The following is a 12505-nucleotide window of genomic DNA, read 5'->3' on the forward strand; positions in this document are numbered from 1 at the left end:
AATGAATGAAATCATTCCGTCTTTACCCGCATTTTTGCTTATTCTGACCCGTGTTACATCTTTCTTTGTGACACTGCCATTATTTTCATATAAAACCATTCCGGCCACGCAGCGTTTACTATTCGGAGCCATATTGGCGTGGATGATGTCTTACTCAATTACAATGCCGGAATTGGTGATTGATGGACAATACATATTACTTGTACTTAAAGAAGCGGTAGTCGGCTTGTCAATCGGCATTGCCGCTTTTATTATTATGTCGGCTATTCAAGTAGCTGGAGGATTCATCGACTTTCAGATGGGGTTTGCGATAGCGAACGTAATTGATCCTCAGACAGGTGCACAGTCGCCGCTGCTTGGACAATTTCTAAATTCGTTGGCGATGTTGTTATTACTTGTCGTGAATGGCCATCATATGTTGTTGGATGGAATATTTTACAGCTATGACTTTGTTCCAATTACAGCTATGTGGCCTCCTTTTGGTAGTCCTAATATGGCGGAATTCATTGTCTTGACGTTTGCGAAATCATTTGCGATTGCTTTCCAAATGGCAATTCCTGTCGTGGCGACATTATTTCTCGTCGATCTGGCTCTTGGAATAACAGCTCGTGCTGTACCCCAATTGAATATTTTTGTTGTAGGTTTCCCGATAAAAATTGGTGTCAGTTTCTTGGTGATCGTGACAATGGCGAGTGTATTCATAGTCGTCATGAAGAAAATGTTTGAGATTATGATTGTGACGATGAGAAATCTGATGATATTGCTCGGAGGTGGCTAACTTGTTACTGAGGCTGGATTTACAATTTTTCGCCGGTGAGAAGACGGAAAAAGCTACCCCGAAAAAAAGGGAAGATTCGCGTAAGAAAGGACAAGTACTAAAAAGTCAAGACGTAACGGCTGCAATCGTACTGTTCTCTATTTTCACATTTATGTTCTTTGCAGCAGGTTTTATGCGAGATAATTTCTTTGTGTTTTTCCGAGAATCGTTTACACACTTTATCCCTATCAAAACAATGGATGAAGAACAAGTCATGTTAGTATACATAAGTGTTATTAAACAAATGGCGATTATTTTGTTGCCTATTATGATCATTGCAGTTATTGCGAGTATTGCAGCGAATCTTTTGCAATTTGGTTTGTTATTTACTACGGAGACATTGAAATTTGATCTAAAGAAAATTGATCCTATAAAAGGATTAAAACGAATCTTTTCTATTCGGGCAATTGTAGAATTGCTAAAATCTATTTTAAAGATTTCTTTTATTGGTACAGTTACAACACTGATCGTATGGAGTAATCTTGGCCAAGTGCTCGACTTAGCTTTTAAAACACCACAAGTAACTTTGGTGACTGTTGCAAAATTAGTCGGAATGATGGGAATCATCGCGTCACTAGTACTATTGTTCATTTCTATTTTAGACTTTCTTTATCAGAAATTTGACTATGAAAAAAATCTTAAAATGTCGAAACAAGATATTAAAGATGAAAGTAAAAACATGGACGGCGATCCGCTTATTAAATCTCGCATCAGACAACGTCAGCGGGAAATGGCGATGCGACGTATGATGCAGGAAATACCCGAAGCAGATGTAGTTATCACAAATCCTACTCACTTTGCGATAGCGTTAAAGTATGATGAAGATCAGATGGACTCGCCAATTGTTATTGCAAAAGGTGCAGATTTTGTCGCACAAAAGATTAAGATGATTGCAGCTGAACACGATATTGTCATGGTAGAAAATCGGCCTCTCGCACGTGCTATGTATGACGAGGTAGAAATTGGTGATCGGATACCTGAACAGTTTTTCAAAGCAATTGCGGAAATCTTAGCATATGTTTATCGGATTCAAAGAAAAATATAAGTGAAATTAGAAAGTAGGGGTGGCATGCAGTTTAAAGATATTGGAGTACTCGCAGCGGTTATTATGATCATTGCGATGCTTGTCATCCCCTTACCACCTTGGTTATTAAGTTTCTTGATTATTATAAATATCACGCTTGGTTTAATGGTTTTACTGACTGCGATGAATATGCAAGAAGCACTTCAGTTTTCTATCTTTCCATCACTCTTGCTACTCCTTACATTATTCCGGTTAGGCCTTAACGTTTCTACAACACGTGCGATTCTTTCAGAAGGTAATGCAGGTGGAGTAGTCGATACATTCGGTACGTTCGTTACCGGGGGAAATATAATTGTTGGACTTGTGGTATTTGTTATTTTAATTATTATTCAATTTATTGTTATAACGAAAGGTTCGGAGCGTGTATCTGAAGTTGCTGCACGTTTTACACTTGATGCGATGCCAGGTAAGCAAATGAGTATTGATGCTGATCTAAACGCAGGAATGATTTCTGATATAGAGGCACGTACACGTCGTGAAAAAGTTAGTAATGAAGCCGATTTCTATGGTGCGATGGATGGTGCGACAAAATTCGTCAAAGGAGATGCGATTGCCGGAATTATCATCGTCATGATCAACTTGTTGGTCGGTATGATTATCGGTGTTGTGCAGATGGGCTTACCGTTTGCAGAAGCGGCTCTTCAATTCTCTACATTAACTGTAGGTGATGGAATTGTTTCTCAAATCCCTGCACTGTTAATATCTACAGCGACGGGTATCGTAGTTACACGAGCTGCATCAGAAGGAAACTTAGGTACGGACATTACGAATCAATTATTAGGTCAACCTAAACTACTTTATGTTGCTGCCATTACGATCTTTTTACTAGGTCTTGCCACTCCTATCAATGACATACTGACAATTCCAATTGCAGGCGCATTGGCAACGGGTGCGTTCATGATGTCACGTAAAAAAGATGAAGATCCAGATGAATTATTGGAAATGGAAGAAGATGTAGAAACAGAAGGATTGAAGAGACCAGAAAATGTCGTGGATCTTTTGAATGTCGATCCAATTGAATTTGAATTTGGCTACGGACTAATTCCTCTCGTAGATGCAACACAAGGCGGAGATTTATTGGATCGTGTCGTAATGATTCGTCGTCAGTTGGCAATAGAACTTGGTCTTGTAATTCCAGTTGTTCGTATCCGAGATAATATTCAATTACAACCAAATGAATATCGAATCAAAATTAAAGGAAATGAAATGGCCAGGGGAGAGCTCTTGTTAGATCATTATCTAGCGATGAGTCCTGGTGGCGAAGATTTGATAGAAGGAATCGATACTGTTGAACCTTCATTCGGATTGCCGGCAAAATGGATTACTGAAGAAGCGAAAGAGGAAGCGGAGATCATGGGCTACACAGTTGTGGATCCGCCAAGTGTTGTATCAACACACTTGACAGAAGTCATTCGTGCTAACGCATCCGACTTACTAGGCCGTCAGGAAACGAAGCAACTTGTGGATCACGTTCATGAGACGTATCCGATTTTGGTTGATGAACTGACACCTACTCCACTATCGATTGGTGAGATTCAAAAAGTACTTGCTAAATTATTAAATGAACAAGTTTCTGTTCGTAATCTACCTATTATTTTCGAGACACTTGCAGACTATTCAAAGTATACTTCCGATGTCGATGTGCTGACAGAATATGCAAGACAATCATTAGCGCGTCAGATTACGGGGCAATACGTAGTAGGAAATGAAGCGTTAAAAGTTTTAACGGTATCCGGAAAAGTGGAGAAACTCATTGCGGATAGCATCCAACAGACTGATCAAGGGAACTTCTTGTCCATTGATCCATCACAATCTCAAATGATTTTGGAACGGATTGCGCAGGAAGTTGAACGGGTAGCTATGCTCGACCAGTCCCCTGTAATCTTATGTTCACCTGCAATTCGAATGTACTTGCGGCAAATCACAGAACGGTATTTTCCACAGATACCTATACTGTCCTATAATGAATTGGAAGCATCAGTGGAAGTTCAAAGTGTAGGGGTGGTGGATATTTAATGAAAATGAAAAAGTATACAGCACCTACTATGGTCGAAGCGATGGCGAAAGTACGTGAAGATTTTGGAGACGACGCCGTCATCCTTAGTTCAAATGTCACAAAAACAAAAGGTTTTCTTGGTCTATTTCGTAAACGTTCAGTAGAAGTAGTTGCAAGCTATGATAAAACGAATGATCAACGTGCCTATGAATCACAGGTTCGTACTATACAACCTGTTGCACAACCCGAGTCGGTTGAGCGTATGCAGAGGGAAATGCGAGAAATCAAACAAATGCTGAAAGACATTAAGCAAGTAGATCATACATTAGGAAAATATCCTGATGAACTTCTTCCAGTGTTGAAGAGATTGCAAGTGCAAGGTTTAGCAAATGAACATATTATGGAAATCGGCAATTTGGTATTCGATCGTATGAAACAAGATAAGACGGACTTTACAGAAGACCAGCAAATCGAATTGATTCGAAGCTGGTTCTGGGATCAACTTCACAATATGCCGTTTGGTGGAATCTCTTATCAGAAGAAGTTTATTAATGTACTAGGTCCTACAGGTGTCGGGAAAACAACAACGATTGCCAAAATTGCAGCACGTGCATTATTAGAAGAAAAAAAGAAAGTGGGTTTCATCACAACGGATACGTACCGTATTGCGGCAATTGAACAATTACGAACATATGCTAATTTACTTCAGGCACCAGTTGAAATTGCTTATAACGAAGAAGATTTCCGTACTGCAATTGAAAAATTGAAAGATCTAGATCTTATATTTATTGATACAGCGGGACGAAATTATAAAGAAGCAAAATTTGTTGATGATTTAACAAAACTTATAGATTTTTCATTAGAAATGGAAACGTTTCTTGTGTTATCCACGACTTCAAAGGAACAGGATATGGATACTATCATCAGACAATTTGATAAATTTCCGATCAATAAATTTATATTCACGAAAACAGATGAAACAAATTCTGTAGGCTCGATTATTAACCTAATGATGAAATATGGTATAGGCATGGCATACTTCACAGATGGACAAGAGGTACCTGAGGATTTGACAGAAGCCAGTTTTGAAAAAGTGATAAATCTTCTGTTAGAAGGTGAACCACATGCATGATCAGGCGGAAGCACTTAGACTAAAAATGATCAGAAATCAAAGACCTGTAGCTCGCTCAATTGCCATCATCAGTGGTAAAGGTGGAGTAGGCAAGTCGAACTTTACTGCGAATTTTTCTTATGCTTTAGTAGCAAAGGGCAAGAAAGTCTTAATTGTGGATATGGATATTGGAATGGGAAATATTCATATATTATTTGGCGCTACTCCTACTTATCATTTAAAAGATTACTTGACTGACATCCAAAGATTAGAAGATGTCGTGACACCGATTGAAGAAAACTTGGCATTTATTGCAGGAGGTTCTGGACTGGAAACAGTCGTTGAATGGTCGGATACGATGTTTAATCGATTGATTGAAGCGTTCTCTATTTTACAGATGGAGTATGATGTTATTTTATTCGATATGGGTGCAGGAGCTACGAAGAGTTCTATCGATTTAATATTGGCGATGGACGAGATAATTTTAATTGCGACACCTGAGCCAACGTCGATTACGGATGCTTATTCGATGATAAAATTCATCTGTTTACAAGATGCGAATAAAACCATCCGCATAGTCAGTAATCGTGTACTGAAGGAGCAAGATGGTCGGGATTCCGTCGCACGTCTTCAATTAGCTATGCGAAGATTTTTATCTGTCGAAACCAGTATTTTAGGATTCTTGCCTGATGATATACATGTACGTAATGCGGTGATTGCACAGTCACCTTTCGTTAAGTTGTATCCCGATGCAAAAGTCAGCAAGCGTATGCTGGCCATCACTGATACATTTATGCATGGCGATAAGCCTAGCACTTCTATTGAAACCTCTGGATTCATAGATAAAATCAAAGGTATATTTCAGAAGGGGCGTGTGTGATTTGATTACTGGAAAGAAAAGGCGAGTTCTAGTTGTTGACGACTCAGCTTTTATGCGGAAGTTAATTTCCGATATGTTGAATAAACACCCCTTGATGGAAGTCATCGGCATCGCTAGGAATGGCAAGGATGCAGTGGAAAAGGTACGTGACCTTCATCCCGATGTCATTACAATGGATATTGAAATGCCTATGATGAATGGGCTAGAAGCTTTAAAGCTTATTATGGATCAAATGCCGATCCCTGTAGTGATATTATCGAGTACGACAAAACATAATACGGAAAATGCCGTACTCGCTATAGAATACGGAGCAGTGGATGTTATAGCGAAACCTGGTGGCGCTATTTCGTTAAATCTTCACGAAATAGAAAAAGAGATTGTGGAGAAAGTATTTGCCGCTTCAAATGTGGGGATTCAGACGTTAACAAGAAAAATTACCCCGCCACAAAAAAGGTATACAGCACCGCCAACTAGAATGAATACAGCGAGTGATAGTAGAATCATTCCATCGGTACCGGTACAAACTGTAAATTTTTCTAAAAATATTACACTTATTGCCCAAACGTTTGTTATAATAGGTACATCGACTGGGGGTCCAAGAGCCTTACAAGAAGTTATAACTAGGTTTCCTGCAGAATTTCCCTATCCAATTCTTATTGTTCAGCATATGCCGCCCGGCTTCACAAAGTCATTAGCCGAACGACTTAATGGCTTAAGTGAAATCGCAGTTAAAGAAGCTGAACATGGAGAGCTAATCGAAAATGGAACAGCCTATATTGCACCAGGGGGGTTACATTTGAAGTTCGAGAAATCCAGAACAGGTTATCAAATTGTATTGGATGGAAACGAAGCACCTCGTTCTGGACACCGCCCAGCAGTAAATGTGTTATTAGAATCAGCGGCCACACATAAAGAATTGAAATTTGTAACAGCTATCATGACAGGCATGGGATCTGATGGAAAAGAAGGCATGGAACTTTTACGTGCGTCATGCAAAACGATTACCATAGCGGAATCCCAGAAAACTTCCGTTGTGTATGGAATGCCCAAAGCCATAATAGATGCGGGTCTGAGTGATGAAGTAAAAGACGTGCAAGAGATCGCCAATGCCATATTGGGAAATTTGAAGTAACTAGGGGGCTTTGCAATGGATGTAAGTCAGTATTTGGACATGTTCATCGAAGAAAGTAAAGAACACTTACAAGCTTGTAGTGAGCAACTACTCGCGTTAGAGAATGATCCGGATGATCTGGCAATTGTCAATGAAGTCTTTAGAGCGGCACATACGCTTAAAGGAATGTCAGCGACAATGGGATATGAAGATATCGCAGATTTAACGCACAAGATGGAGAACGTTCTAGATGCAATTCGAAATTCAAAGATCAGTGTCACAACTGAAATACTAGACGTTGTATTTGAAGCGGTGGATGATCTTGAACTAATGGTACAAGACATTGAATCTGGTGGAGATGGAAAAAAAGACGTCAGCAAATTAGTTGATACGCTAAATCGAATTGAAGCAGGCCAACCGCTTGATTTGGTCGAGGATTCTGTATCAGCGACTACTGAGGAAGCACCAATTGAAGTGGTCACTTCTACAGGGGTTCAATATGATGAATTTGAGTTGACGGTTATTTCTCAATCTGCTGAGCAAGGTTTTAATGCACTAGAGATTACGGTTACATTACGTGAAGACTGCTTGTTAAAAGTGGCACGCGTATTCATGACGTTTGAGATTTTAGAAAAATCAGGCGAAGTTATAAAAACCGTTCCTACAGTAGAACAATTGGAAAATGAAGATTTCGATCAGAAATTTACGATTGTGTTATTGACACAGGAGGACGCTGAAGACCTAAAAGCAAAAGTAATGAAAGTTTCTGAAATAGAAGACGTGAAAATCACACATATTACAGATGAATATGTGCAAAAATATAAGCAAGCTGCGATAAATGAAAATGAAACGCCTCCAGAAGTGATTGAAACGACAATAGTGCCAGTTGCTAATGTTACGCCAACAGAAAAAGTGTCAAAAGAAGCTATTAAAACTAAAAAGTCTGCGTCTTCAAACTCCAATAAAACTATACGGGTAAATATTGATCGACTCGATATTTTGATGAACTTATTTGAAGAACTGGTCATCGATCGCGGACGTCTTCAATCGATCGCGAGTGAATTGCATAACCCGGAATTGAATGAATCCGTTGAGAGAATGACACGTGTATCAGGAGACTTGCAGAATATTATACTGAATATGCGAATGGTGCCTGTGGAAACTGTCTTCAATCGATTCCCTAAAATGGTGCGTCAATTGGCACGGGATCTCAATAAGAAAATCGATTTGGAGATTGTGGGAGCTGAAACAGAACTAGACCGTACTGTAATCGATGAAATAGGGGATCCACTTGTTCACTTAATAAGAAATGCTTTAGATCACGGTATTGAAATGCCTGAAGAACGTATCGCGAAAGGTAAGCCAGAAGTAGGGACTGTAACATTGCGTGCCTACCATTCGGGTAACCATGTATTCATTGAGCTTGAAGATGATGGAGCTGGTGTAAACCGTGAGCGTGTAGTAGGTAAAGCAATTGAAAAAGGAATTATCAGTCCGGAAGCGGCAGATTCATTAACAAATAAGCAAGTGGCCGAATTGATTTTAGCTTCAGGATTTTCAACTGCAGCTTCCATAACTGACGTCTCAGGTCGTGGTGTGGGTCTAGACGTAGTTAAAAATACAATTGAATCTCTCGGTGGACACATATCTATCGATTCGACAGAAGGAAAAGGTTCGTTATTCCAGGTGCAGTTACCTCTTACTCTTTCTATTATTTCTGTCATGTTAGTAGAATTGGATCAAGAAATATATGCAATCCCATTGTCTTCTATTATTGAGACTGCCATTATTCAGAAGTCTGATATTTTAAATGCGCATAATCAACCGGTCATTGACTTCCGTGGGACTATTGTGCCGTTAGTAGACTTGAAAGATATATTTGAAATGAAGAATAGAAGTAATGAAGAAGATGAGTTCCAGTCTATCGTAATTGTTCGTAAAGGTGAAAGTTTAGCTGGTTTAGTCGTAGATTCATTTATTGGTCAACAAGAAATCGTATTAAAATCACTCGGAGAATACTTGCAGAGTGTCTTTGCGATCTCAGGTGCTACGATTCTAGGAAATGGTCAAGTCGCATTAATTGTTGACTGTAATGCATTGATTAAATAATCGAGGTGATGACATGACAAATACAGTAGAAGTAAGTGATATGAAAGTAATCGTCTTCCAATTGATGAATAAAGAATATGCGATTGGTATTGATGTGGTGGAATCGATTGAGAAATCTTTATCCATTACACGCGTTCCCCGTATGCCTTCTTATGTCAAAGGAGTGTTAAATTTACGTGGTGTAGTAACGCCTGTAGTAGACTTGCGTGAACGTTTTGATATGGAGACTAAAGAGTTTGATGAGACAAGTTGTATTATAATTGTGTCGCATGCAGATTCTGAGGTCGGATTAATTGTAGATGATGCGAATGATGTGATGGATGTGCCGACAAGTGCAATAGGGCCTCAACCCGAAGTAGTGGGATCTGTGGAGTCCGAATTCATTTCAGGAGTAGCAAAAGTCGATAAGAGATTATTGGTCATGTTGAATCTAGATAAAGTTTTGCAGCCGATTAAGAAGGCGAATGCAGATGAATTCTGAAAATGAAATTACAGAAATGCATTTGGATGTCTTAAAGGAAATCGGTAATATTGGAGCAGCGCATGCAGCAACGTCACTATCTCAGCTTTTAGGTCAGAAGATTGATATGCGCGTACCTAATGTTGAACTAGTTACATTTGATGAAATGTTTAATCTGGCAGGCGGTAGTGAAAAAGTGGTTGCTGGCATCTTTTTACGCATAGAAGGCGATTTGACAGGGACGATGTTTTTTGTGCTGACTATTGAATCTGCTACACAATTTATCCGCAAACTAACTGGTGATACGAGCTTTACTTTTACTGATGCAGAGGATTTGGGAATGGGTGCATCTGCGCTTCAGGAACTGGGAAATATCTTATCAGGTTCCTATCTATCATCGCTTTCTGATTTCACATCATTAAATATTTATCCAACTGTACCCTCATTAAGTATTGACATGGTGGGTGCCATTGTCAGCTTCGGCCTGATCGAAGTATCTCAGTATAGTGATGAAGTAATCGTCATTGAGACGGAAATATTGCAAGAAGGTGAACAAGGAATGTCTAGTCTGGCTGGACACTTCTTCTTATTACCCGACCCGCCGTCTTACCGTACGATATTCAGTTCGCTAGGAGTCTTGTAGATGGCAGCTATCCAAACAGTAGTACGCGTAGGGATTGCAGATATGAATATCGTGAAATCCCCTCACACGATTCGCACATCAGGACTGGGTTCATGTGTAGGTGTAATACTGTATGATTCTTCAAAGAAAATAGCAGGTATGGTACATGTTATGTTGCCTGACAGCGAGTTAGGTAAATCGACAAAACTAAATGTAGCGAAATTCGCTGACACGGGTATTCATGCTTTGTTAGAATTATTAAAATCAGAAGGGGTCAGACCTTTCAGTATTAAAGCAAAAATTGCGGGTGGCGCACAAATGTTTCAATTCGGTTCGAATGATACAATTCGTATCGGCCCGCGCAATGTAGAAGCTGTTAAAAAGGAATTGAAGAGATATTCAATCCCAATTGTTGCAGAGGATACGGGTGGCTCGAGTGGACGTACAATTGAATTTGATCCTGATACAGGTATCCTACATGTTCGTACCGTCAATGCCGGAACACAGGAAATTTAACAGTAAGAGCAAAGGCGGCTAATGCATTAGTCGCCTTTATCTATTGGCATTTGTTATACTTATACATAAGAGATAAGATCGGTAGAAGAAACCTCACAGGAAAGGCGTGAATTCGATGGCAAATCAAGATGTAACTGAACGACATCAGTGGAAGTTATGGATCGAAGACCGTGATCCTGATGCAGGTGATACGCTAGTTCGAATGTATACACCTCTTGTGAATTATCACGTTCAACGAATCAGCGCTGGGTTGCCGAAAAATGTATCGCGTGATGAAATTAAATCACTTGGTTATCAAGGCCTTTTCGACGCATTAACAAAATTTGATCCTTCACGTGATTTGAAATTTGACACATATGCATCTTTTCGTATCCGAGGTACCATTATAGATGGACTACGAAAGGAAGATTGGTTGTCACGCTCTTCACGAGAAAAAACAAAAAAGATGGATGAAGAAATCAGTAAGCTTGAACAGTCCTACCTGCGAACGGTAACACCTGAGGAAGTAGCGGATCATTTAGGCATGACAACCGATCAAGTCTATCAAACTGTGCATGAACAGTATTTTGCAAATGTATTATCGATCGATGAAAAAATGAACGAAGACGATGATCACGATCAGACTTTCGTGTTGCAAGATGAACAAACGAAAACGCCTGAACAACAAGCTGTAAAAAGCGAATTGATAGGGGATTTGGTTACGAAAATTAAAGAACTGAATGAAAATGAACAATTGGTGCTCAGTCTTTTTTATCAAGAAGACATGACGTTGACGGAAATCGGAGAGATATTAAGCTTATCTACATCTAGAATCTCGCAAATACATTCAAAAGCGCTGTTTAAATTACGGTCGTTACTAGCCGCTGAAATTACAGATGGAGGGATTTTATGAGTTTGAAAGCGATTGAACTTCAAATTGCTATACCCAAAACATTTGAAGCGGGAAAGATTGCGGAGCAAAAACAACAGCAGTCTCAACTTGCTCAGGACAGTGCGAATATGCAAACAGAAAAGCAGGCACTAAAAAATCAGGAAACCGTTTTGGAATCCGATCCGTATGCAAAGTTGGATGCAGATGATGGGCAACCCAAAGAAGGATCTCCACAACAAGAAAAAAAAGAGAAAGAGCAACAACAAGCCAAGCACCCGTTTAAAGGTTCGTTCGTTGATTACAGTGGGTAATGAGTATGGGGATTTTATTAGCTATTTTATTCATCTTACAAATCGTAGGTTTTATGGTAATGACATTGCTGTACTTGAGAATTTCTAAGTTCAATGATCTGGAGAAAAAGCAACAACAACTTATGAAAGAGATGGATCAATCGGTGTTAGCTTATCTATCAGAGATCAAGGAAGAAAATGATCGTTTGATCCATCAATTGAATCAACGGACGGAAGACAATGTGAACCCTTTATCAAATACAGCAACGCCTGAGTATTCAATAGATGAAGAAGCTGAAACGCCCGAGTCGATACCAAAGCCGAAGCCTCATCCGGTTCCTGTCCATTTCGCTTTACGATCTTACCAGAAAACGGTGGAGAACGAAAGGAACGAAAAAGAAACGCAAAAAGAGCCACAAGCTAGACCACTCGATGACAGGGAGAAAGCAAAACAGCTATATGCTGAAGGGAAATCCATTTCAGATATTGCAAGAGAGCTAAAAAAAGGTAAGACTGAAATCGAATTATTATTAAAGTTTGGCTAAAGTTAAATGCAAAGGTTGCAAAGAACGTAGAATTGTGTTATTTTTGTAGATGGTATTACTACACACGCGTGCGGATGAATGAGTTGGTGCCAT

General features: G+C 39.5%; 13 protein-coding genes. All 13 read left to right on the forward strand.

Features of this window, described 5'->3' with window-relative positions:
- Position 1 precedes the first annotated feature (1 nt).
- The gene (gene fliR, locus CSV69_RS02980) at positions 2-778 is read left to right on the forward strand and encodes a flagellar biosynthetic protein FliR (RefSeq protein WP_099624504.1); all 777 of its coding nucleotides are present in this window, start codon (positions 2-4) and stop codon (positions 776-778) included.
- Positions 771-1862 carry a flagellar biosynthesis protein FlhB gene (gene flhB / locus CSV69_RS02985; protein WP_085428655.1) on the forward strand — a complete coding sequence of 364 codons (1092 nt, stop codon included), beginning with the start codon at positions 771-773 and terminating at the stop codon, positions 1860-1862. The genes fliR and flhB overlap by 8 nt, the downstream gene beginning before the upstream one ends.
- Positions 1863-1886: 24 nt before the next feature.
- A complete protein-coding gene (gene flhA / locus CSV69_RS02990) occupies positions 1887-3917 on the forward strand; it encodes a flagellar biosynthesis protein FlhA (RefSeq protein WP_099624505.1) in 2031 nt (676 codons plus the stop codon).
- A complete protein-coding gene (flhF, locus tag CSV69_RS02995; RefSeq protein WP_085428657.1) occupies positions 3917-5029 on the forward strand; it encodes a flagellar biosynthesis GTPase FlhF in 1113 nt (370 codons plus the stop codon). The genes flhA and flhF overlap by 1 nt, the downstream gene beginning before the upstream one ends.
- Entirely contained in the window at positions 5022-5888 is an 867-nt protein-coding gene (locus CSV69_RS03000; RefSeq protein WP_085428658.1) for a MinD/ParA family protein, read from the forward strand. Before flhF ends, CSV69_RS03000 begins: the two co-directional genes overlap by 8 nt.
- Before the next feature lie 52 nt (positions 5889-5940).
- On the forward strand, positions 5941-7020 hold the full coding sequence (locus tag CSV69_RS03005) for a protein-glutamate methylesterase/protein-glutamine glutaminase (protein ID WP_233192315.1): 1080 nt from the start codon (positions 5941-5943) through the stop codon (positions 7018-7020).
- A gap of 15 nt (positions 7021-7035) precedes the next feature.
- On the forward strand, positions 7036-9108 hold the full coding sequence (locus CSV69_RS03010) for a chemotaxis protein CheA (RefSeq protein WP_099624508.1): 2073 nt from the start codon (positions 7036-7038) through the stop codon (positions 9106-9108).
- Between the two features lie 13 nt (positions 9109-9121).
- A complete protein-coding gene (locus tag CSV69_RS03015; RefSeq protein ID WP_085428661.1) occupies positions 9122-9589 on the forward strand; it encodes a chemotaxis protein CheW in 468 nt (155 codons plus the stop codon).
- The gene (locus CSV69_RS03020; RefSeq protein ID WP_099624510.1) at positions 9579-10211 is read left to right on the forward strand and encodes a chemotaxis protein CheC; all 633 of its coding nucleotides are present in this window, start codon (positions 9579-9581) and stop codon (positions 10209-10211) included. Before CSV69_RS03015 ends, CSV69_RS03020 begins: the two co-directional genes overlap by 11 nt.
- Positions 10212-10706 (forward strand): chemotaxis protein CheD, encoded by a 495-nt coding sequence (locus CSV69_RS03025; RefSeq protein WP_085428663.1) that lies wholly within the window; start codon positions 10212-10214, stop codon positions 10704-10706.
- Positions 10707-10821: 115 nt separating this feature from the next.
- Positions 10822-11598, forward strand: a complete 777-nt coding sequence (locus tag CSV69_RS03030) for a FliA/WhiG family RNA polymerase sigma factor (protein WP_085428664.1) — start codon at positions 10822-10824, stop codon at positions 11596-11598.
- Positions 11595-11888, forward strand: coding sequence for an RNA polymerase subunit sigma (locus CSV69_RS03035; RefSeq protein ID WP_099624511.1), 294 nt, complete (start codon positions 11595-11597; stop codon positions 11886-11888). Before CSV69_RS03030 ends, CSV69_RS03035 begins: the two co-directional genes overlap by 4 nt.
- Positions 11889-11893: 5 nt before the next feature.
- Positions 11894-12412 (forward strand): helix-turn-helix domain-containing protein, encoded by a 519-nt coding sequence (locus CSV69_RS03040; protein WP_085428666.1) that lies wholly within the window; start codon positions 11894-11896, stop codon positions 12410-12412.
- Positions 12413-12505 lie beyond the last annotated feature (93 nt).

This window comes from Sporosarcina sp. P26b (assembly GCF_002743245.1).
GTDB classification, from domain to species: Bacteria; Bacillota; Bacilli; order Bacillales_A; family Planococcaceae; genus Sporosarcina; species Sporosarcina ureae_C.

Excerpts from the sequence above, each read along its gene's own strand:
- fliR (WP_099624504.1), top strand. The coding sequence starts at position 2 with ATGAATGAAATCATTCCGTCTTTACCCGCATTTTTGCTTATTCTGACC.
- flhA (WP_099624505.1), top strand. The coding sequence starts at position 1,887 with ATGCAGTTTAAAGATATTGGAGTACTCGCAGCGGTTATTATGATCATT.
- flhF (WP_085428657.1), top strand. The coding sequence starts at position 3,917 with ATGAAAATGAAAAAGTATACAGCACCTACTATGGTCGAAGCGATGGCG.
- CSV69_RS03000 (WP_085428658.1), top strand. The coding sequence starts at position 5,022 with ATGCATGATCAGGCGGAAGCACTTAGACTAAAAATGATCAGAAATCAA.
- CSV69_RS03005 (WP_233192315.1), top strand. The coding sequence starts at position 5,941 with ATGCGGAAGTTAATTTCCGATATGTTGAATAAACACCCCTTGATGGAA.
- CSV69_RS03010 (WP_099624508.1), top strand. The coding sequence starts at position 7,036 with ATGGATGTAAGTCAGTATTTGGACATGTTCATCGAAGAAAGTAAAGAA.
- CSV69_RS03015 (WP_085428661.1), top strand. The coding sequence starts at position 9,122 with ATGACAAATACAGTAGAAGTAAGTGATATGAAAGTAATCGTCTTCCAA.
- CSV69_RS03020 (WP_099624510.1), top strand. The coding sequence starts at position 9,579 with ATGAATTCTGAAAATGAAATTACAGAAATGCATTTGGATGTCTTAAAG.
- CSV69_RS03025 (WP_085428663.1), top strand. The coding sequence starts at position 10,212 with ATGGCAGCTATCCAAACAGTAGTACGCGTAGGGATTGCAGATATGAAT.
- CSV69_RS03030 (WP_085428664.1), top strand. The coding sequence starts at position 10,822 with ATGGCAAATCAAGATGTAACTGAACGACATCAGTGGAAGTTATGGATC.
- CSV69_RS03035 (WP_099624511.1), top strand. The coding sequence starts at position 11,595 with ATGAGTTTGAAAGCGATTGAACTTCAAATTGCTATACCCAAAACATTT.
- CSV69_RS03040 (WP_085428666.1), top strand. The coding sequence starts at position 11,894 with ATGGGGATTTTATTAGCTATTTTATTCATCTTACAAATCGTAGGTTTT.